The organism is Burkholderia sp. 22088 (assembly GCF_052045915.1).
GTDB classification, from domain to species: domain Bacteria; phylum Pseudomonadota; class Gammaproteobacteria; order Burkholderiales; family Burkholderiaceae; genus Burkholderia; species Burkholderia cepacia.
The window spans coordinates 329,346-350,711 of the sequence record NZ_JBQEPY010000001.1 but is presented as its reverse complement, the minus strand read 5'-3'; the positions used below and the strand labels follow the sequence as shown (position 1 = coordinate 350,711).

At 68.0% G+C, this 21,366-nt stretch carries 17 protein-coding genes; 3 read left to right on the top strand and 14 right to left on the bottom strand.

The window, feature by feature from the left end:
• Positions 1-65 precede the first annotated feature (65 nt).
• Entirely contained in the window at positions 66-1,811 is a 1,746-nt protein-coding gene (locus ACTJLD_RS01780) for a cyclic peptide export ABC transporter (protein WP_440657805.1), read from the top strand.
• A gap of 176 nt (positions 1,812-1,987) precedes the next feature.
• Here the strand turns inward: ACTJLD_RS01780 and ACTJLD_RS01775 are convergent, their stop codons facing one another.
• The 7 genes from ACTJLD_RS01775 to ACTJLD_RS01745 all read right to left on the bottom strand — a co-directional run bounded on the left by ACTJLD_RS01775 (position 1,988) and on the right by ACTJLD_RS01745 (position 8,817).
• Positions 1,988-3,028, bottom strand: a complete 1,041-nt coding sequence (locus ACTJLD_RS01775; protein ID WP_060084847.1) for an ABC transporter substrate-binding protein — start codon at positions 3,026-3,028, stop codon at positions 1,988-1,990.
• Positions 3,025-3,825 carry a siderophore-iron reductase FhuF gene (gene fhuF / locus ACTJLD_RS01770; RefSeq protein WP_440657802.1) on the bottom strand — a complete coding sequence of 267 codons (801 nt, stop codon included), beginning with the start codon at positions 3,823-3,825 and terminating at the stop codon, positions 3,025-3,027. Before fhuF ends, ACTJLD_RS01775 begins: the two co-directional genes overlap by 4 nt.
• Positions 3,822-5,912, bottom strand: coding sequence for a Fe(3+)-hydroxamate ABC transporter permease FhuB (fhuB, locus tag ACTJLD_RS01765; protein WP_440657800.1), 2,091 nt, complete (start codon positions 5,910-5,912; stop codon positions 3,822-3,824). The genes fhuF and fhuB overlap by 4 nt, the downstream gene beginning before the upstream one ends.
• Positions 5,909-6,757: an ABC transporter ATP-binding protein gene (locus ACTJLD_RS01760; protein ID WP_027787448.1), complete on the bottom strand. Its 849-nt coding sequence runs from the start codon at positions 6,755-6,757 to the stop codon at positions 5,909-5,911. The genes fhuB and ACTJLD_RS01760 overlap by 4 nt, the downstream gene beginning before the upstream one ends.
• A complete protein-coding gene (locus ACTJLD_RS01755) occupies positions 6,757-7,764 on the bottom strand; it encodes a TauD/TfdA family dioxygenase (protein ID WP_136470525.1) in 1,008 nt (335 codons plus the stop codon). Before ACTJLD_RS01755 ends, ACTJLD_RS01760 begins: the two co-directional genes overlap by 1 nt.
• Positions 7,765-7,809: 45 nt before the next feature.
• Positions 7,810-8,052, bottom strand: a complete 243-nt coding sequence (locus ACTJLD_RS01750; RefSeq protein WP_021163602.1) for an MbtH family protein — start codon at positions 8,050-8,052, stop codon at positions 7,810-7,812.
• Positions 8,053-8,160: 108 nt separating this feature from the next.
• Entirely contained in the window at positions 8,161-8,817 is a 657-nt protein-coding gene (locus ACTJLD_RS01745) for an RNA polymerase factor sigma-70 (protein WP_060172172.1), read from the bottom strand.
• 325 nt (positions 8,818-9,142) lie between these two features.
• On the opposite strand from ACTJLD_RS01745, the gene ACTJLD_RS01740 reads away from it, so the two are divergent.
• The gene (locus ACTJLD_RS01740) at positions 9,143-9,397 is read left to right on the top strand and encodes a hypothetical protein (RefSeq protein ID WP_059700185.1); all 255 of its coding nucleotides are present in this window, start codon (positions 9,143-9,145) and stop codon (positions 9,395-9,397) included.
• A gap of 48 nt (positions 9,398-9,445) precedes the next feature.
• The gene (locus ACTJLD_RS01735) at positions 9,446-9,583 is read left to right on the top strand and encodes an HHHH-motif protein (protein ID WP_162923151.1); all 138 of its coding nucleotides are present in this window, start codon (positions 9,446-9,448) and stop codon (positions 9,581-9,583) included.
• Between the two features lie 65 nt (positions 9,584-9,648).
• On the opposite strand, the gene ACTJLD_RS01730 is transcribed toward ACTJLD_RS01735, so the two are convergent.
• The 7 genes from ACTJLD_RS01730 to ACTJLD_RS01700 form a co-directional block, all read right to left on the bottom strand.
• Positions 9,649-10,974: a calcium-binding protein gene (locus tag ACTJLD_RS01730; protein ID WP_440657799.1), complete on the bottom strand. Its 1,326-nt coding sequence runs from the start codon at positions 10,972-10,974 to the stop codon at positions 9,649-9,651.
• Positions 10,975-11,046: 72 nt separating this feature from the next.
• Positions 11,047-12,078 carry a fimbrial protein gene (locus ACTJLD_RS01725; RefSeq protein ID WP_027787452.1) on the bottom strand — a complete coding sequence of 344 codons (1,032 nt, stop codon included), beginning with the start codon at positions 12,076-12,078 and terminating at the stop codon, positions 11,047-11,049.
• Positions 12,075-12,821 carry a fimbrial biogenesis chaperone gene (locus tag ACTJLD_RS01720; RefSeq protein WP_440657797.1) on the bottom strand — a complete coding sequence of 249 codons (747 nt, stop codon included), beginning with the start codon at positions 12,819-12,821 and terminating at the stop codon, positions 12,075-12,077. Before ACTJLD_RS01720 ends, ACTJLD_RS01725 begins: the two co-directional genes overlap by 4 nt.
• Positions 12,822-12,837: 16 nt before the next feature.
• On the bottom strand, positions 12,838-15,291 hold the full coding sequence (locus ACTJLD_RS01715) for a fimbria/pilus outer membrane usher protein (RefSeq protein ID WP_134257840.1): 2,454 nt from the start codon (positions 15,289-15,291) through the stop codon (positions 12,838-12,840).
• A 118-nt stretch (positions 15,292-15,409) separates the two neighbouring features.
• Positions 15,410-15,922 carry a fimbrial protein gene (locus tag ACTJLD_RS01710; protein ID WP_021163594.1) on the bottom strand — a complete coding sequence of 171 codons (513 nt, stop codon included), beginning with the start codon at positions 15,920-15,922 and terminating at the stop codon, positions 15,410-15,412.
• A gap of 836 nt (positions 15,923-16,758) precedes the next feature.
• Complete coding sequence (locus tag ACTJLD_RS01705; RefSeq protein ID WP_060205625.1) at positions 16,759-18,219, bottom strand: efflux transporter outer membrane subunit; 1,461 nt, start codon at positions 18,217-18,219, stop codon at positions 16,759-16,761.
• Positions 18,219-21,356 carry a multidrug efflux RND transporter permease subunit gene (locus ACTJLD_RS01700; RefSeq protein WP_440657796.1) on the bottom strand — a complete coding sequence of 1,046 codons (3,138 nt, stop codon included), beginning with the start codon at positions 21,354-21,356 and terminating at the stop codon, positions 18,219-18,221. The genes ACTJLD_RS01705 and ACTJLD_RS01700 overlap by 1 nt, the downstream gene beginning before the upstream one ends.
• Between the last annotated feature and the right edge of the window lie 10 nt (positions 21,357-21,366).

The following is a 21,366-nucleotide window of genomic DNA, read 5'->3' as shown; positions in this document are numbered from 1 at the left end:
GCCGCTTTCGCGCCAGTTTTGCCGTTCTGGCGTTTTCGCCTGCCTTCCCTTTACCGACGTTGCCGATGACCGCTGCCCACGAGCCTTCTTCCCCGCCGTCCCTCGACGCCTCCCCCGCCCGCCCCGCGGCGCGGCTGATCCTCGCGCTGCTGCGCGAAAGCCGCGCGTCGCTCGCGCTGGCGCTCACCGCGTGCGTGTTGAACGGCGTCGCGAGCGTGCTGCTCGTCGCGACGCTGAACCGCGCGCTGTCGCAGCCGGGCGCGGCCGACGCGTCGCTCGCATGGCGCTTCGCGCTGTGCGCGGTGATCGCGCTCGTCACCCGGATCGTGTCGGGCACGCTGTTCGCGCGCCTGTCGCAGGACACGATGGCGCGGCTGCGCGTGCATCTCGCGCGGCGCGTCGGCGCGGCCGAGCTGCGCGACATCGAGCGGATCGGCGCGGCGCCCGTGCAATCGGTACTGACCGACGACGCAACCAACGTGTCGATGCTGTTCTTCGCGCTGCCGAACCTCGTCATGCACGGCTCGATCGTGTTCGGCTGCCTCGGTTATCTCGCGTGGCTGTCGTGGCCGGTGTGCCTGCTGGCGCTGGCCGCGATCGTCGCCGGCTCGCTCGGCTATCACACCGGCGACCGCCGCGCGATCGCGTCGCTCGAAGCGGCCGGCCAGGCGCAGGACCGCCTGTTCGGCTATCTCGGCTCGCTGTTTTCCGGCGCGAAGGAGCTGAAGCTGCACGATGAACGCGCACGCCAGTTCGTCGACGGCCAGCTCGGCGCCGCGATCGGCGAAGTGCGCGACCACCGCCGCCGCGCGTTCAGCGCGTACGCGGTCGGCGTCGGCTGGATCATCTTCCTGTTCTATGCGTTCCTCGGCGTCGCGTCGTTCTGGCCGCAGCTCGGCGTGCATGCCGATCCGGCCGCGGCCGCCGGCTACGTCGTCGTGTTCCTGTTCATGCTCGTGCCGCTCGACGGGCTGCTGAACAACCTGCCGACCGTCAACGCGGCACGCGTGTCGCTCACGCGGATCGAAGGCGTGATGGCCGAATTCGGCGCGCTGCGCACGGTGCCGCCCGCGGCCGACGCACCCGACGTGCCGCCGGCCGGCGCCGTCACGCTGCGCGGCGTCACGCATGCGTACTTCCACGAACGCGACGAACGGATGTTCAGCATCGGGCCGATCGACCTGACGATCGGGCCGGGCGAGCTCGTGTTCATCGTCGGCGGCAACGGCAGCGGCAAGACGACGCTCGCGAAGGTGCTGACGGGGCTTTACGAACCGGAGGAAGGCACGATCGAGGTCGACGGCCGCCCGATCGGCTGGCGCGAGCGCGCCGCCTATCGGCAGCGCTTCAGCGCGGTGTTCAACGATTTCCACCTGTTCGACGCGCTGCTCGGCATCGTCGATCCCGACGATCCGTCCCGCGCGCAGGCCGATGCGCGCGCGAACGCGCTCGTCGCGAAGCTCGCGCTCGATCACAAGGTGAAGGTGGTCGACGGCGCGTTCTCGACCCGCGCGCTGTCGACCGGGCAGCGCAAGCGGCTCGCGCTCGTCGTCGCGTACCTGGAGGACCGGCCGTTCTACCTGTTCGACGAATGGGCGGCCGACCAGGATCCGTCGTTCAAGGCCGTGTTCTACGAACAACTGCTGCCCGAGCTGCGCGCGCGCGGCAAGGCCGTGATCGTGATCACGCACGACGACCGCTACTTCGATCTCGCCGACCGCTTGCTGAAGCTCGACAACGGACGTATCGTCAGCGACACGATGCCCGCGCGGTCACGCGCACAGGATGGCGTCGACGCGCTGAGCGCGTAATCCGGCAGTCGATAAAAAATCGCCGGTGGGCTGCAATGGCAGCGCACCGGCGAAATTCGTTTCGGAAGGAAATGTGGGTGGCGCGCGGCGCGATCGTCGCAACGCCCCGGCCGTTCAGCGCGAGTCGGGTCTAGCGCAACACCCTGCCCGCCCGGGCGGCATCGCCCGCCGCACACTCAACGCACGGCCGGCAGCTTCAGCATCGTGTCGGTCATCACGTCGGCCAGTTTCAGCGCCGACATCGGCCCGCCGAACCCCCAGATATTGCGTTCGATCAGCGCGATCCGGCGTTCCTTCATCGCGGGGACGAAACGCCACACCGGCGAATCGAGTTTCGCGGACAGCGGCACGTCCATGCCCGATGCGGTCACGAACAGCACGGCCAGCTCGCGCTGCCTGAGCAGATCGGCCGACGTCACGTACAGCGTGCCTTCCCGCGTCGGTTTCTTCGGCCACGGATCGAGCCCGAGCGCCCGCGCGAGGCCCGCCGACGTGCTGTTGCCCGTATAGGCCCAGTAGCGGTCGGGCAAGCCGAGATCCTGCAGCAGCGCGATGCGCTCGCCTTTCCTGCCCGCGGCCGCGAGCCGCGCCGCATTGCGCGCGATGCCCGCATCGAGCTGCGCATCGACCGCCTGCGCGCGCGCGTCGCGCCCCGTGACCGCACCGATCGTCCGGAAGATCTGCCGCATCCAGTCGAGCTGCGTCACCGGCACGCCGCCGTCCGACACGTTCGGGCTGAACTGGAACAGGATCGTCGGCGCGATCCGGTCGAGCGCATCGAAAATCGGCGCATGACGGAAGCCGACGCCGATGATCAGGTCGGGCTTGACCGCCGCAATCGCCTCGAGGCCCGGCTCCTGGCGCGAACCGATGTCGGTCACGTTGGCGAGCCGGTCGCTTTGATAACCGAGCCAGCCCGGATAGAACGCCGTATCGGCCATCCCGACCGGCACGATGTCGAGCGCGATCACGCTTTCCGCGAACATGAAGTCGAGCGCGACCACGCGCTGCGGCCGCACCGGCATCGTCGCGCTCGCCTGCGACACGACGGGATTGCCGGCCAGCGATACCGCACCCGGCGCACCCTGCGCGCGATGTGCATCGAGGGCCGCGGCAACGGCGCCGGACGAGGCCGACAGCGCGCCGCAACACGCGGCGCCGAGCGCTGCGAGTGCGCCGATTGCGCCAAGTGCGTGCCGGCGGCCGGCATTCGTCACCGGATCGCGTCCTGCTCGGCCAGCGCCGCGTCGTCCATCGTCAGTAGCAGGGGGCAGCTTCCACACAGTTGCGTTTCTCCAGGAATTTCATAGCGCAGGCAGCACACGCGTCGCGCGCGGAACGGCGTGGGCAGCAGCGCCGAACGCGGCACCGCATCGCGCACGGGCATGCGCAACGGATTCGGTTCGCACGCAAAGCACGTCGCACCGAACAGCCAGCCCGCGTCGCGCACCGGATCGGCCGCGCATGGCAGCGCACGATACGTATCGAGCAGATAGTCGAGCAGGTTGCCCGCGTTGCTCCACAGCACGCGCGGCGTGACGCGCCCCATCGCCGCGAGCAGGTCGATCACCGCGCCGAGATGCGCGACGAGCCCCGCGTAGCGTGGCGCCGGGTCGTCGCAGGGTTCGCCGAGCGCATCGTGCGTGAAGTACAGCGCGGCGGGCATCCCGTCGTCGAGCGCGACGAACGTGCGCTCGGGTGTCATGTCGAGCGGCCGGCCGAGCGTCAGCGCGGCGACGACGCCGGCCGGCGCCGCGCGGCCGAAATAGTATTTGCTCCATTGCGACATCAGCGCGCGCGCGTGCTGCGCCGGATCGCCGCCGTAGTGGCGGACCATCGCGTCGAGCACGATGTCGCGGTACGCGGGCAACGCGCTGACCGGCACGACGAGACGGCCCGGCGCGTGCGCATCGTCGGGCAAACCGAGCCAGACGACGTCGAGATGATCGGCGAACGGTTCGGGCGCGAACGCCGAGAAACGCGTGGCGCGCGCGCCGTCGAGCGGCAGCGTCATCGCCCCGCGCGCCGGGCGCGGCGCCCCTCGAGGATCAGGAGCCCGAGCAGGTACGGCGCGCCGATCAGCGCGGTCAGCACGCCGGCCGGCACTTCGCGCGGCGCGACGACCGTGCGCGCCGCGAGATCCGCCACACCGAGGATCAGCGCGCCGCACGCGGCCGCGAGCCACAGCCGCGTACGGTGCCGGCGCGCGCCGAGCATCGTCGCGACGTGCGGCGCCATCAACCCGATGAAGCCGACCGGCCCGACCGCCGCGACGGCCGCACAGGCGGCGAGCGTCGCGATCGTCAGCGCGAGCGGCCGCAGCACGGCCACCGGCAGGCCGAGCGCGGCCGCCTGGTCGTCGCCGAGCGCGAGCATGTCGAGCGGTTTCGCGAGCCACGCGAACACGGGCACCGCGAGCACGCACCACGGCAGCAGCATCGACACCTCGCCCCAGCTGCGGCCGTAAGTCCCGCCGACGAGCCACACGACGAAGCGCGCGGGCTGCACGCTTTCCTGCGTGATCAGCCATTGCGCGAGCGTGGTCCACAACGCGCCGATCACGATCCCCGTCAGCGCCACCGCGAGCGGCGCATAGCGATGCCGGTGATTCAGCGCGAGCGTGATCGCGAGCGACAGCCCGCCGCCGATCAGCGCGGCCGCTGCGAGCGTCACGTGGCCCATCAGCGGCCACGTCGACAACGCGAACAGCGTGACGAGCCCCGCACCCTGCGTGACGCCGAGCACTTCGGGGCCCGCGAGCGGATTGCGCACGACGCTTTGCATCGCGACCCCGCTCACCGCGAGCAGCGCGCCCGCGAGGAGCGCGCACAGCAGCCGCGGCATGCGCAGGTCGACCAGCATCCGCGCGAGCGCATCGTGGCCGGACAGCGCAGCGGACCAGCGCGCGATCGACAGCCACTCGGGGCCGGCCGACACGCCGACGAACACGGCCAGCACGCCCGCCACGACGAACAGCGCCGTGCGCAGCGGCCAGCCGAGCCGTTCGAGCCAGCCGACGAGCCGCGTCGAGCCGCCGCCCGCCGCGCGTTCGGCATCCGCATGCAGCACGCCCGACCACGCGGCGCCGCGCCGGATCATCGCCAGCATCAGCGGCGTGCCGACCAGCGCGATCGCGACGCCGGTCGACAGCGTGGCGTCGAGCCCCGACGCGAGCACCGCGCTGTCGGTGACGAGCACGAGCGCACCGCCCGCGAGCGCCGACAGCGGCACGAGCACGCCGAGCCGCGCGGCGCGCGCGCCGCGCACCTGGCGCAGCAGGTTCGGGGCGACGAGGCCGACATACGACAGCGGGCCCGCGATACTGACGGCCACGCTCGTGAACGCGACCGCGACGATCGTCGCGGCGAGCCGCGTCGCGTCGACGCGCACGCCGGCCGCGGCCGCCGCGTCGTCGCCGAGCGTGAGCGGATTCAGCGGCCGGATCACGAACGGCAATGCGATCAGCGGCACGACGAGCCAGCGCGCGGCGAGCGCGAGGCCCGTCGCGCCCGGCTGGTACAGGCTGCCGTTGGTCCACAGCGCGGCGCCCGCGATGTTCTGCTCGAAGAAGGCGAGCACGAGCGTCGACAGCGCGGCGAACAGCAGCATGCACACGCTGCCCGCGAGCACGAGACGCAACGGCGTCGCGCGCCAGCCGCCGGCCGCGACGATCGCGCAGGCGGCCGCGGCCAGCCCGCACACGAACAGCAGCGGCACCGATGCGACGCCGGCCAGAGCCGGCACGAGCATCGCCGCGAGCAGGCCGAGCTGGGCGCCGCCCGTCACGCCGAGCAAATCAGGCGACGCGAGCGGATTGCGCGTGAGCGACTGGAACAGCGCGCCCGCGATGCCGAGGCACCCGCCCGCGACGAGCGCGGCCGCGACGCGCGGCAGGTTGAGGTCGAACAGGAACACGTGCGCAAGCGCAGCGGCATCGCTGCCGGGCACCGCGCTCCACCACACGCGCAGATCGGGGGCGACGCGCAGCGCCGCCAGCGCCGCGATCAGCGCGACGAGGCCGATCGCGATCGCACCGGCCCGGCCCGATGTCGTGCCCCTCCCCGCCGCCGCGAGGCGCTTGCGCATCGCGAACGTGGTCATACGGCGAGATCCCGGTCGAAGACACCGGCCGCCTGCGGCGCGCCGTCGGTTGTCGGCCCGTAGGCCGGCACGCACATCGGTGCGCCCGTCTGCGGATGCGCGAGCTTCAGCATTTCGACGCCGAACGCCGCGCGCAGCCGCGCCGGATCGAGCATCGCGTCGGGCGTGCCCTGCGCGACGAGGCGACCCGCGCGCATCAGCACGATTTCGTCGCTGTATGCGGCCGCCTGGTTCAGGTCGTGCAGGACCCAGACGATCGTCAGCCCGCGCGTGCGGTTCAGCGTGCGCAGCGCATCGAGGATGTCGAGCTGGTGATGGATGTCGAGATAGGTCGTCGGTTCGTCCAGCAGCACGATCGGCGCCTGCTGGGCGAGCGCCATCGCGATCCACGCGCGCTGGCGCTCGCCGCCCGACAGTGCACCGACGTCGCGCTCCGCATCGCCGGCGAGGCCGCTCGTGTCGAGCGCCTCGTCGATCGCCGCATGGTCGGCCCGCGACAGGCCGCGCAGGAAGCCGCCGTACGCATAGCGCCCGTACGCGACGAGTTCGCGCACCGTCAGGCCCGACGGGATCTGGTTGAACTGCGCGAGCATCGTCAGTTCGCGCGCGAGCGCGCGACGGCGAAACGACGCGAGCGGCTGCCCGTTCACTTCGACATGGCCGGCACGCGCGGGCTGCAGGCCCGCGAGCGTGCGCAGCAGCGTGCTCTTGCCGCAGCCGTTCGGTCCGCACAGCGCGGTTACGCGGCCGGCCGCGATCGACAGGTCCAGCCCGTCGATCACGACATGGTCGCGATATCCCACCGACAGCCCGCGCGCGGCAAGCGCGGCGGTACTACGCGTCATCAATCCTCCGTTCGGTCGCGCGGGACCGTATAACTCTGCGCCATCGCGACGACGACCTTGCGCGACCCCTCGAACGGGTCGCGCGCATGCGCGGTCAGCATGTTGTCGAGCATCAGCACGTCACCCGTGCGCCACGGGAACACGATGCGCTGCTGGTCGAGCACGCCGCGGATCTCCGCGAGCGCGTCGGCTTCGAGCGGTTCGCCGTCGCCGTAATACACATTGCGCGGCACGTTCTCGAGCCCGACCGCGTCGACAAGCGCTTCCTGCATGTCGTCGTCGAGCGCCGACAGGTGAAACAGGTTCGCCTGGTTGAACCACACGCGGTCGCCGGTGCGCGGATGGCGCGCGACGGCCTGGCAGCGTTCACGCGTGCGCAGCAGCAGCTCGCCGTCATCATCGGTGCGCCACGCGCATTCGATGCCGCGCGCCGCGCACATCCGTTCGACCTCGGCCGGTTCGTCGGTGCCGAACGACTGCTGCCACGGCAGGTCGAGCCCCTGCCCGAAATTGCGCACGTACAGCAGCTCGCGCTTCTCGAAACGCGCGACGAGCGCCGGATCGAGCGCGCGGTAGACGGCACGGCTGTCCGCGATCGGCGTCGCCCCGCCCTTCGGCGCGGCGAGTGCGCAGTGGAACCAGATCCGCAGCGGCCATTCGCGCGTATACGACTGCTCGTTGTGCAGCGGAATCGCGCGGTGCGGCGGGTACTCGGTCGACGTGTAGACGGCGCCCTCGACCTGGCTGCGCGGTGTCGATGCGTATTCATAGCCGATCAGCGGATCGCCGAACGACGCCGCGAACTGCTGGAACGCGTCGATCGACGGCACGTGAAAACCCGTGAACAGCACACCGCCCGCCCGTTCGAGCGTGTCGGCCGCGATCTCGCGCGCCAGCGGCGCGACGTCGTCGATCGACATCCCGTCGCTGCCGCGCGGCGACACGACGGTGGGCAGCCCCGGCTCGATACGCAGGTCGTCGAGCGTCGGCAACGAAAGCAGGGTCATGCAACGTCCTCTTCAGGTGGCGCGCCGCCCACGCGGCGCGGCGGGTCACGACGCGCGCGATGCGCGCTCGCCGTCCATCGCGCGGCGCAGGCTCGCGGGGCGCATGTCGGTCCAGACGGTCTCGATGTGCGCGAGACAGTCGGCTTTCGGGCCGCTCACGCCCACTTCGCGCCAGCCGGCCGGCACGGGCCGGAACGTCGGCCAGATCGAATACTGTTCTTCGTCATTGATGACGACCGTATAGACGAGATCGTCGGTGTCGGCGGAAGGCGTCGTGGCTTGCGTCATGATCGGAAATCGCTGAGGCGGTTGAAAGTGGCAAAGCGGATGGCAAAGCGGCGGTTTCGGCCGCTCCTGTCTGATAGACGATTGGCCGGCGCGTTTTTTTACCCGCGCTTACCGGCGCCGCGTGCGGCCGCCCAGGAACACCGGGCACGCGACACCGCGATGGCATGCGTCGAGGCATTCCGCGCAGTGGCGCTCCGCGTCGCGCACCATGAAATGCACGAGCGTCTGCGACACGTTCAGCGCGCGCGCCGCGGTCTGCAGCGTCTCCTCGCGCAGCCGCACCATCTCGAAGGCCGCGCGGCTGCGCGCCGGCAGGTCGTCGAGCGCGGCCCACACGCGCCGCAGCGTATCGCGCGTCAGCAGTGCGGCTTCCGGCGTCGGCTCGGGCGACGGCACGTCGAAGCCGTCGTCCTCTTCCGTGTGATAGACGTTCTCGAGGTTTTGCCGGCGGCACGCGTCGATCGACGCATTGCGCACCATCCGCGTCACGTACGCGACCGGCTGGCGCACCGCATCCTGGTTCGGGAATTCGACGAGCTTCACGAACACGTCGTGCACGACGTCCTCGGCACGGCTCGCACAGCCGACGAAGCCGCGCGCGACGTTCACGAGCATCGCGCGATGCGAGATCAGCACGTCGAGCAACGCGCCTTGCGCACGGGGCTCCGCGGTGCGGCCCGCACGCAGCGGCCGGTCGGGATGACTGCCGAGGAACGGGTTCGCCGCTGCCGCCGCCGGTCGGTCGAGCACTTCCGCCATCGCCATCGATCTGCTCCGTCAAATTCCGAGATAGCGCAATTTAACGTAAACGCAAATCATTCTCAATCTGATTACTGAATGCCCCTTTCAGTCGACAGGATTTGTCTGAACAATTGACGGAATCGTTGCCCGGGTGGAGGGGACGCACGGTGGCTGGTTCGGTACGTGGTCATCGGCTAATCCGAACGGCACGTCCGGCCTGCGCCCCACCGACACGATCTTTCACGCGTCTGACAAAACGCCTGCACGTGTCATGTGCGGTAGCAACTTCTTACTACGTGAAATTTTGGGGGCTCGTACGATCGGGGTGCCGTTTCCAAGGGAGAAAACCATGAAATCCATCGTGTTGTCCGCTGTCATGGCTGGCGCGCTGTCGAGCGTGATGCTGACCGGGTGCGTCGCCTATCCTGCCGGCCCGGCTCAGGTCACGATCGGCTGGCATGGCGATCGTTACTGGGACGGCAATCGCTACTGGGAGCGCCGCGACTGGGAAGCGCAGCATCCCCGCGGATATGACGACCGCCGGGACGACCGACGCGATGACCATCGGGACGACCGACGCGACGATCAGCGGCCGCAGTGGTAAGGCGTTCCCTCTTCCCGTGATTCACTTTTCAACGATCAGGACTGCAACATGAAAACGCTACTGAAATCGCTCGCCGTCACGGCGCTCGCCGCCGCCGTGCTCGTGCCGGCCATCGCCGAAGCGCATCCGCACCGCGTGTGTCACTTCGACCATCACCATCACAGGATGTGTCGCTGGGTGCGGTAAACGAAACAAGGCGCCGGAAAACCGGCGCCTTGTTTCATCGCTTCACCTGCGTGCGACCACGCTCGTTAGCGCGTGGCCGGCAACCGCGGCAGGCATCGCGCGAGCTGCGCCGGGCTGACGGGCATGCGGCACGCGCTTCGCTGCATCGCTGCGTTCGGCTTCGCCGCCAGCATGCGTGACGCCGCCTTGAGCGGCGAAGCCCGCACCCGCAATGCGTCGGCGCCCGGGCTCGCCGGCTGCAACGCGCGCAGGGTCGCCGCATCGATGTGCACTTGCCAGAACTGCGGCCGATAGTCGGGATCGCCGTCGCGATAGCCCTGCCCCGTGATGGTCTGCCCGTCGGGGCTCACACCGATCACGTTGGTCAGGTTCAGCGTGCCGACCGACAGGCCGGCCGCTTCGAGCAACGCAACGAGGCTGCGCATGCCGCTTTGCGGCGTCCACACGAAGACGCGCTCGGCACCGGTCTGCCGGTTGCTCGATGTGCCGATGACAACCCGCCCGTCCGTGCTGATCGCTTGCGCGTAGCTGCTGTCGTCACCGTCGAGAAAACCGAGCCGCTGGATGCTGTCGCCGCCGTTCGTCCACAGCACGGCCTCCGAGTCGACCCGTTGTCCATCCGGCGTGACCACCAGGGTGCCAAGCGCGCCGGCGATCGTCCGTTCGTCTTCGGTCACACCACGGGCCTGATCCATTCTCGCCACGCCCGCGTTGATCGTCGGCAATAGTCGTTCACCGATTCGTTCTGTCCAAAGGAGCGCACGCGAGCCATACACGCCGTCGACATTGCCGGCGAACCCCGCTGCTGCATTCCCGGACGAGGTCATCGACAGGAGCTGCACGACATAGTCGCCGCCGGGTGGCAGCTGGCGGAAACCCCTCGGCTGGTCCCACATGAACCGTGCATTCGAGACGCCTATCGTCGAAAAGCGGCCCGCCATCCTCGTGCCGCCGAGGTTCGCGACTTCGACCGATGCGCCCCAGCCCGCCGTATCCGGAACGAGTTTTTGTGTGCGACCGTCGCCAGGCCATCGCACCGCCCATCGATCGAGGTTGCTGCTTTCCGCCTGGCGCGCACTGATCGAGCCGCCGATCACCTGCCCGTCGCCCGACACCGTCTGTGCCATCGAGTCATAGGCGTTCGCCGGCGCCGCCAGCCGCTGCCAGCCCGTCGCAGCCGACCACGAGAAGGCCATCGAGTTACCGGGCCGCGCTTCGCTCCAGTAGGAACCGATGATCGTCTTGCCGTCCGCGCTGACGGCATTCCCGTTGTACCGCATGTCGCGCGGACCACCCAGGTCACCGATCACGGTCAGCGAATACCCCCCCGCCGATACCGTCTGTGCGTGAGCCGCGCCCACCGTCGAAGCAACGAACAGTGTCGCTGCCATGGTGCCCTTCAGATGCATTTTCATCTCCCCCAATAAGCGCTCGATCGTCGCCCTGCCAGGGCCTCGCGCGCGTCAGTAAATAAACAGGCGGATCGTCGCCGTTGCGTCGAACCTTCCGATCTTCGGTGGTCCGAACGACTTCAGCACCGCGTCCATCAATACGCTCTGGTTCATGACGTTCGACGGGAATTGCGCGAGCGTGAACTGTTCGTTGAATGGAATCGCCTTACCCTGGCTGTCTTCGATGCCGATACCGAAATTGCTGTCCGACGCGGGCACCAGCAAACCGTTCCGAACCGGAAAGCTCGTTTCGAAGTACCCATCGACCTTCACCGCGACATTGCATTTCTTGGTCAGCGACAACGAGAAGCGTTTGCGCGGCACCGCCGGTAGAAAGCCATTGCCGACCGACTGTACCTGCCCGAAATTGACGATGCCCGGTTCGGGCGTCACCAGCACGTCGACGAAGCACGGTGTCGGCTTGAGATTGCGCATGCCGCTCAGGCGGTACTGGAAGCTCGGGTGGATCGCATTCAGCCCCTTCGCTCCGTCGAACTGGAATACCGTGTAGATGTCGCTCGGCGGTTGCGTCCACGAGCCGCGCTTGCGGACGACCACCTGATAGGAAATGTCGATAGGCACCTTCGGGCATTGGCCCCATGCCAGTTTTTCGTCACTGCACGCCGGTACCGTCTTGCCCGTCGCCACGCCGGTGCCAGGCTGACTCCCCGCGCCAAAGTGGTCCTGTCCCAGGTACCGGATGCCGATTTCGAGCCCCCAGGCAGCCGGGTTCTGCTTGTTCGGATTCGCGTAGAAGGAGATCGGATCGTCGATGTCGATGTTGCCCTTGCCGCCCAGATCCTTGAAGCAATACCCCGTCGTCGTGCGAACCGGCGACACCCAGATCACGTAGCCGTCAGGTGCGTCGGTCGGATAGGAGGCGACACCGCCGATCGATTCCGTCATCGACGTCGCACCGCTGCTGGTCACGCAGCGTACGGCAAACGCCGGCTGCATGGCGGCGACCAGCACCGCGAAGATCGCCAGGCGCAGCCACGACGCCATCGTCAACATGCGGGGGGCCTGTCGTCCGCCCCCGCTCATTTCTTCACGCTCTTGCAAGCACCGGCCTCGCACGCATACTCGACCGCCACCTGGCCGCCGTAATCGTCGATGTGCGTGACGAACAGCGTCGCGGGCGTCGCGGCCTTGAACGGCACGTCGGCCGTGCTCATCGGGCTGACCATCACCGGCTCCAGCGGCACGTGCGTCTTCTGCACACCCGCCGCCACGTCGACGATCGTGATGTGATACGGCGTCGGATTGTCGAACACGAGCTTGTGCGCGGCCGCATCGACGCGCAACGTCATCGGCAGCGTCCAGTCCTCGTCGCGCGCGGGCTGCACGGCCTTCGGCCGGTAGAACAGCTTCATCTGCGTATGCAGCGCGATCTGCAGCGTGTTCGGCGTATCGGTCTTCGGCGGCACTTCGCGGATGTTCAGGTAGAACACCGATTCGCGATCGGCCGGCAGCTCGGTGCCCGGCAGCTTCGCGATCCGCAGCACGTTGCGCTCGTTCGCCTCGACGCGCTGCAGCGGCGGCACGACCATCAGCGGCGACGTGATCTTGTTGCCCTTCGCGTCCTCGAGCCACGACTGCACGAGATACGGGTACGTCGTGCTCTTGTTGGTGATCGTGACGACCGCCGCCTGTTCGCCTTCGTTGAAGATCACGCGCGTGCGATCGGGCACGATCGCCGCCTGCGCGGCGCCCGCGAGGAGCGCACCGGCGGTCGCGAGCACGCACCATGCGCGCAGCGAAAAGGAAAGGGAGAAGGAGTTTTTCATCGCTGGATCCGTGAATTCATCGTTCGACCCGTGCGGCCGCTGCATGCGACTCGCCGGGCGTCTGGCACGTCACCGGAATCGGCGTGCCTTCGAGTTGGAGCTGGTTCGGCAGCGTGTCGATCGTGCAGAGCGTGCGTTCGCCCGCGCGCACCGCCAGCGTGGATTTCGGTTGAACCTGGGTCAGGAACGCCGCGCCGCCCTCGCCGACGATGCCGAGTTCCTTGCCGTTCGCCATGTCCTGCACCGATGCGCCGAACGGCAGCGGCTTGCCGACCGGGTCGGTCAGTGTCAGGTACAGGTTGCTGCCGCGCGCGGCTGAGAACTTCACGAAGCCGATCGCGCCGTCGGTCAGCACCATGCGCTGGATCGGGTTCGACACCTGCACCTCGAGCGGCAGCTTCTCGACGTTGACCGTCGCGTCGTAGACGTTGTACGGCGAGATGCCGTCGAGCACCGTATAACCGCGCGAATCGGTGTGCGAGAGCGTGCCGGACAGCGGCACGTCGGGCACGCCGTCGGTCGACACCAGCAACCGCGTGTCGCCCGCGTTGCCGTTCGCGTGCGCCGCGACGCCGTATTGCGTCGCGACAAACGAGCCGTCGACTTCGAGCGACGCGGCCGCATACGCATTGGCGAGCGTCGACGCCTGCGCGGTCAGCTGATACGCCGACGAGCGCTGGCGGTAGCTCGCGTTCGCCGACGCCCGTCCGTCGGTCGCGCCCGCGTTGACCTGGTAGGTGCGGCCATCCGGATCGTCGTAGATATAGCCGGCGTTCACGCTCGTGCTGCCGCTGCCCGTCGTCAGGTTCGACGTGACGGTGTGGCGGCCGCCGATCGGCAGCGTCGCGGTGACCGAGACCTGGTTGCCGCTCGCACCGGCGCTCTGCGTGCGGAAGGCCGATACGCTCACGTTCAGGTTGCGCAGCGTGCCGATCGAGAACGCGCGCGTCAGCGTGAGGCCGACGCGCTGCTCGTTCGCACGTTCCCAGTAGGTCGTCTGGTCGTACGAGAAATAAGTCGACGTGTCGCCGAAACGCTTCGACAGCGTCGCCGAGTAGCGCTGCTTGCTGTTGGCGAGGCCGTACGCGGTCGGGTCGCCCGAGAACTGCGCGAAGTTCGTGTATTCGCGCTCGGAGAAGCGATAACCGAAGAAACGCACGTCGGCATCGAGCCCGTCGAAGTGCTTCGAATAGTTGATGCGGTACGAGTTGCCGTTGCGCGTCGCGCCGCTCCACCACAGGCGTGCCCGCGCGTGCGTGACGTCGGCCGACAGCGCGCCGAACGCGCCGAAGTCGCGGCCCACGCCGAGCGCGATCGACGTGTAGCCCGACGCGGCGATGAAACCGCCATACGCGGTGACGTCGAACGGCAGGCCGTAGGCGATTTCACCGAAGCCGAAGAACGGCGTGATGCCGGCGCCGCCAAAGAGCCGCGGCTTGCCGACGGCGGCCTTGTAGCGCAGTTGCCCGGCGCGCGCGAGGAACGGCACGGCGGCCGTCGTCACCTGGAAGCGCTGCACGCTGCCGTCCTCTTCCTCGACTGCAACGTCGAGCGTGCCCTGCACGCTCGTATTGATGTTCTGCAGCGCGAAGGCGCCCGGCGACACGCGCGTCACGTACAACACGCGGCCCGCCTGGGACACGGTCACGGTCGCGTTGGTGCGCGCGACGCCCGAGATCAGCGGCGCATAGCCGCGCAGCGAAGGCGGCAGCATGCGGTCGTCGCTGCGGATCGACGCGCCCGTCAGCGCGAACGTGTCGAAAATGTCGGACGTCAGGTAGTCGTCGCCGAACGTCACCGTCGACTGGATCGACGGCAGCGCGCGAAATGCATAAAGCCGGCTGAAGCGGAACGTGCGGTCCGCGTAGGCCGTATTGCCCACGTTCGATTGCGCCTGGTAGTCGCCGCGAAAGCGCCATGCATCCCAGTTCGCGCCAACCGTCCCGTAGGCCTGGATCGAATTCGTTTGCCCGCCACCCGTGCCGAAGTTGCGGTTCGTGTTCGCGATCACGCGATAGTCGAGCATCGCGCCGGGGATCCCTTCCGACCAGCGCTCCGGCGGCAGGTAGGTCGTATCGTTGAACTCGAGCGCAGCCTGCGGAATCGTGATCTTGAGCCGCCCGTCGCTTTTCAGGTAGCGCACGGTCGCCCCCTCGATCGCGCCGAGATCGACGCAACGTCCGCCCTGGAAGCGCGGCAGGTCCTTCGCGAGCGACGGCTTCAGCCCGAACTGCGCGACAAGTTCCGGGCGCAGGCACGGTTTGCCGGCCCCCGACGCGTCGACGGCGATGAACTCGATCGCCTGCAGCCCGTAGAACAGGTCGTTGACCTGTACGTCGAGCATGTACTCGCCGGGCAGCGTGAAGTCCGCCTGCGAGAACTGCGACAGATCGACGTTGTTCGAGCCGTCGATGCTCAGGAACGACGAATTGAATTCCGTCGCATGGCTCTGGCTGCCGACAACCAGCACGGAGACGCAAAGGAAGGAATGTCTGATTCGCACGCGGCGCTACCGGAAGTCCAACGAAGGGGGAAATGAGGAAATACGAACGAGGAAGGGTGCGCGCACCCTTCCCCGGTACAGCGGCTTACTGGTAGCGGACGGTGAAGTTCGCCACGCCTTCGGCGGTACCCGGCGTCACGCCGGCTGCGGTCGCTTCGTACATGGCCGCGAAGCGTGCGACGTTCGTGCCGTTTTGCAGCACGGTCGGTGCCTTCTGCTCGGCGCCGTTGTCGAGGTATTCGCCCGACGCTGCCTGCAGGCGGATGCCGACGTTGGTTGCCGAACCGATCGTGGCGAGCAGCTTCGGCTGGCCCGCGCTCGACGTACCCGTGAACGTGAAGTACGCGTTCTGCGCGACGCTCGTGTCGCAGTCGGTCAGCTTGATGTCGAAGTTGGTCGGCGTGGACTTGTCGCCAGCTTGCTTGAACACGTTGGTCGGCACCTTGCCGAGGTTCACGGTCTGGTTGACCGAGCCCGAATCGATGCCGCATGCGCCCGCGACGATCTCGCCCGTGAAGTTGATCGTGCCGGTGCCCGCTGCGAAGGCCGAGGTCGACAGGGCCGCGAATGCGACAGCGGTCAGGATGGATTTTTTCATGACGTTTCCCGAAAGGACTGCAAATGGAATAGATGACGTGGCGGACTCAAACGGTAGCGCGTGGTGGCTCCCGTCCGTCACGAGGCGGCATTATCGAGATAATCGTGAAAGTTTTCTGTAAATCATTGTCAAATGCATCTGACAATGTTCGATTTACCCCTCTAGATCCGCACTATTTCTCGTCAATTTTCAATCCCGGAATTTTTATCCGCAGTCCTTTTTTATTCTTCGGAAACAATTGAAGATTAAGGATATTTTCGATCGATAGCCACAACCTCCCCGCACACCCTTTCTGGCATTGGCTCCGGCAAATCATCCTCGAAAAGGACAAAACATTGTCCAGAGCCGCCATCGTTGTCCGACGACAACGCCAATATCAAATCATTTTCAACAAACAGGAAATTAACCGGCGATTCAATCAATGCAATTTTTTCGCGCAAACGATTGCGACATGAATACAAACGTTTTACCGCGACACTTTGCCGCCCTCATTATTTCCGATATAGGATTAATTCGTTTGTCAATTCCGGATCGTAAATCGCACGCATGAGCGGTCGCCGGAACCCGACATCGGGACCGCATCGCATGGGAGAAAGAAGGCAAAATGACCCGCACACGTTTGCGCGGAATTGCGACACGAGCGGTCGCAAGACGACGGCTGTTCCGCAACGCGCACGCGTGCGTTGCCGCAGGATGAAAAACGTCCCGGCCGGCCTGTCGATGGGAAAAGATATCGCTGGAACCAGCGGTATGGATCGAAGGAAGCGGCGGCAGCACGTCGAAACGTACCGCCGCCGTCATGCCGCCCGACGCGCTGCGGCGTCAGGCGACGGGCATTACGCGGAAGCCGCGGCCTCCGCCGACGCCGGCGACCAGCCGCCGCCGAGCGCGCGGTACAGCGCGATCGCATTCGCGAGCCTGAGCTGCTTGAGCCGGATCAGTTCCTGCCCCGACTCGTACGTGCTGCGCTGCGCGTCGAGGAGTTCGAGATACGTCGCGACGCCGCCCGCGTAGCGGCGTTCCGCGAGCTTCAGCCGCGCGCCGTCGGCCGCATACACGTCCTGCTGCGCGGCGAGCTGGCGATCGATCCAGTCGCGCGCGGCGAATGCGTCGGCCACTTCGCGGAACGCGGTTTGCACCGTCTTCTCGTAATCGGCCACCGCGATGTGCTTGCGCGCGTTCGCGACGTCGAGGTTTGCGCGGTTGCGTCCGCCCGCGAAGATCGGCAACGTGATGCGCGGCGCGAACGTCCACACGCTGGTGCCGCCGGCAAACAGGCTCGAGAACGCATCGCTGACCGAGCCGTAGTCGCTCGTCAGCGTGATGCGCGGAAAGAATGCCGCGCGCGCGGCGCCGATCTGCGCGTTGGCGGCCTTCAGCCGCGCCTCCGCCTGCCGGATGTCCGGCCGCCGTTCGAGCAGCGCACTCGGTGCGCCGGGCGCCACGGGCGCGATCGACAGCCCGTCGAGCGCGGTCGTGTCGCCGGGCACGTTGCGCGCGAAGTCGCCCGCGAGCAACTGCAGCGCCCGCACCGACTGCGCATGCTCGCGCTGCAGCGCGGCCTGCGATGCGCGCGCGGATGCCACCAGCATCTCGGCCGAGCGCAGCTCGATCGCGTCGCTCGTGCCGGCCGCATAACGACGCTGCGTGAGCGCGGCCATGCGTTCGCGCGCGTCCAGCGTGCGCTGCGCCAGCGCGAGCTGCTCGTGCAGCGAGCGCTCCGACACGTACGCGCCCGCCACGTCGGCGATCACGCCGATGCGCACCGTGCGTTGCGCGTCGGCCGTCGCGAAATACTCGGCGAGTGCCGCGTCTGACAGGCTGCGCACGCGGCCGAACAGGTCGAGCTCGTACGCGCTGACACCGACGCCCGCACGATACAGCCCGCTGATCGCGCTTTCGCGCACGACCGGGTCGTACTGGCGCGCACGCTCATAACCCAGATTCGCATCGACCGACGGCATCAGGTCCGCGCGCTGCACGCCGTACAGTGCGCGCGCTTCCTCGAGCCGGCCGGCGGCGACCCGAAGGTCGCGGTTGTTCGCGAGCGCCGCGTCGATCCACGCCTGCAGCGCGGCATCGGTGAAGTACGTGCGCCAGTCGTCGAGCAACGCGGCATCGGCGGGCGATGCCGCGGCCGCCGCCGGCGCGGCACTGCCGTCGACCGGCGCATAGGTCGCCGGCACGGGCGCCGCCGGCCGCTCGTAACGCGGTGCGAGCGTGCAGCCGGCCAGCGCGAGCGCGGCGGCCAGCGCAACCTGAACCCGCAGCGCTGCCTGTGCATTCAGCGCAAACATCATTGAGAACCCTCCATCGCCGCCGGCTGCGCTCCGCCGCGCCGGCGCGGGCCGACGTCGAACAGGCGGCCGACGATCACGAAAAACAGCGGAACGAGGAACACCGCGAGCACGGTCGCCGTGATCACGCCGCCGAGCACGCCGGTGCCGATCGCCATCTGCGCGCCGGACGCCGCGCCCGACGCGAACGCGAGCGGCAGCACGCCGACGCCGAACGCGAGCGACGTCATCACGATCGGCCGCAGCCGCAGGCGCGCGGCCTCGAGCGCGGCGTCGACGAGCGACATGCGCTGCGCGACCAGGTCCTTCGCGACTTCGACGATCAGGATCGCGTTCTTCGCGGACAATCCGATCGTCGCGATCAGCCCCACCTTGAAGTAGATGTCGTTCGGCATCATCCGCAGCGTGACGCCGAGCACCGCGCCGATCAAGCCGAGCGGCACGACCAGCATCACCGCGAACGGAATCGACCAGCTCTCGTAGAGCGCAGCCAGCGCGAGGAACACGACGAGCACCGACAGCGCGAACAGCATCGGCGCCTGCGCGCCCGACAGCCGCTCCTCGAACGACTGCCCCGACCACGCATAGCCGGTGCCGGCCGGCAGCTTCGCCGCGAGTTGCTCGATCGCGGCCATCGCCTCGCCGCTGCTGTGGCCCTGCGCGGCCGAGCCGTTGATCGTGAACGACGGAAAGCCGTTGTAGCGCGTGAGCTGCGGCGGCCCGAGCGTCCAGTGCAGCGTCGTGAACGCCGCAAGCGGCACCATCTCGCCATGCGAGTTGCGCACGCGCAGCTTCTTCACGTCGTCCGGATCGAGCCGGTGCAGCCCGTCGGCCTGCACGATCACGCGCCGCACCTGCGTGCCGTGCATGAAGTCGCCGATATAGTCGGAGCCGAACATCACCGCGAGGGTCGTGTTGATCTCATCCATGGACACGCCGAGCGCGGACGCCTTCGCGCGATCGATGTCGAGCTTCAGCTGCGGCGCGTCCTGCGTGCCGGCGAACATCAGGTCGGTCAACGCGGGATCCTTGCGGCCCGCCCCGAGCAGCTGCTCGCGCGCGGCGCTGAACGTCGCGTAGTCGAGTCCGCCGCGGTTCTGCAGCCGGAAGTCGAAACCGCTCGACGAGCCGAGATCGGGCAGCGCCGGCGAGTTCATCGCGAACACCGTCGTGTTCGGCGTGCCCGCGAAGCGCTCGTTGATGCGCGCGACGATCGCCTGCACGTGCGCGTCCGCGGCCTTGCGCTCCTTCCAGTTCTTCAGCGTGACGAAGATCATCCCGCCGTTCGGCCCTTCGCCGTACAGGTTGAAGCCGCCGAGCGCGAACGTATACGCGGCCGGCTCGTCGTGGCGGATGTACGACTCGACTTCCCGCACGCTCTGCATCGTTTCCGCGAGCGGCGTGCCTTGCGGCCGGATCACCATCACCATGAAGTTGCCCTGGTCCTCGTCCGGCAGGAACGCGGTCGGCAGTTGCGTGAGCATCAGCCCCGCGGCCGCGGTCAGCGCGCCGTACACGACGAGCCAGCGCACCGGCTTCTTCAGCATCTTGCCCACGCGCGTCGCGTAGCGCTGCGTCGAACGCGCGACGAAGCGGTTGAACCAGCCGAAGAAGCCGCGCTTCTCGTGATGTTCGCCGGACACGGGCCTGAGCAGCGTCGCGCACAGCGCGGGCGTGAGCGACAGCGCGAGGAAGGCCGAGAAACCGATCGACACCGCGAGCGACAGCGCGAACTGCCGGTAGATGTTGCCCACCGCGCCGCCGAAGAACGCCATCGGCACGAACACCGACGTCAGCACCACGGTGATGCCGACGATCGCGCCGCTGATCTGCTTCATCGCCTTGACGGTCGCGTCGTACGGCCCGAGCCCCTCCTCGACCATCAGCCGCTCGACGTTCTCGACCACGACGATCGCGTCGTCGACGAGGATGCCGATCGCGAGCACCATCCCGAACATCGTCAGCACGTTGATCGAGAAGCCGGCCGCATACATCACGCCGAACGTGCCCGCGAGCGCGACCGGCACGACGAGCGTCGGGATCAGCGTCGCGCGCAGGTTCTGCATGAACAGGAACATCACGAGGAACACGAGCACGCCGGCCTCGATCAGCGTCGTGACAACCTTGTTCATCGACACGCGCACGAACGACGACGTCTCGTACGGGATCTGGTACTTCACGCCCGGCGGGAAATACGCGGACAGCTCGTCCATCGTCGCGCGCACGCGCTTCTCGGTGGATACCGCGTTCGAGCCCGGCGCGAGCTTGATGCCCATCCCGGTCGCGACCTTGCCGTTCACGTACGACGGGTAGTTGTAGTCGTTGCCGCCGAACTCGACGCGCGCGACGTCGCGCAGATACAGCGCGGAGCCGTCGGCCTGCGTGCGCAGCGCGATCGCGCCGAACTCGGCCGGCGTCTTCAGCGGCGCATCGGCGAACACGGTCGCCGCGATCGGTGCGCTGGCCGGCACCGCGGTGCGGCCGATGTCGCCGATCGTCACGCGTGCGTTGTGCGCGCGCACCGCCGACGCGATATCCGACGCGGTGAGGCCGTGCCCGGCCATCTTCACCGGGTCGGGCCAGATCCGCATCGCATATTCGGCGCCCCAGAACTGCACCCGGCCGACGCCGTCGACACGGCGCAGCGCCTGCACGACGTTCGCCGACGCATATTCGCCGAGCTGCACGTCCGTCATCCGCCCGTCGTCGGATGTCAGCGACACCACGAGCTGGATGTTGTCGGCGGCCTTCTCGACCTGGATGCCGTCGCGCCGCACCGGTTCCGGCAGCCGCGCATCGACCGTCTTCAGCCGGTTCTGCACTTCGACGGCCGCGAGATCGGCGTTGACGCCCTGCTTGAACGTCAGGTACAGCGACGCCGCGCCGGCGCTGCTCGTCGCGGACGTATACATCAGCCCCGGCGCGCCGTTCATTTCGCGCTCGATCAGCGCGGTCACCGATTCCTCGACGACCTGCGCGGATGCGCCCGGGTACGTCGCATAGATGCTGACGACGGGCGGCGCGATGTCCGGGTACTGCGCAACGGGCAGCGAGCGGATCGCGAATGCGCCGCCCAGCATGATGAAGATTGCGATCACCCACGCGAAGACGGGGCGATCGATGAAGAAACGTGCCATGGTGGTGTGG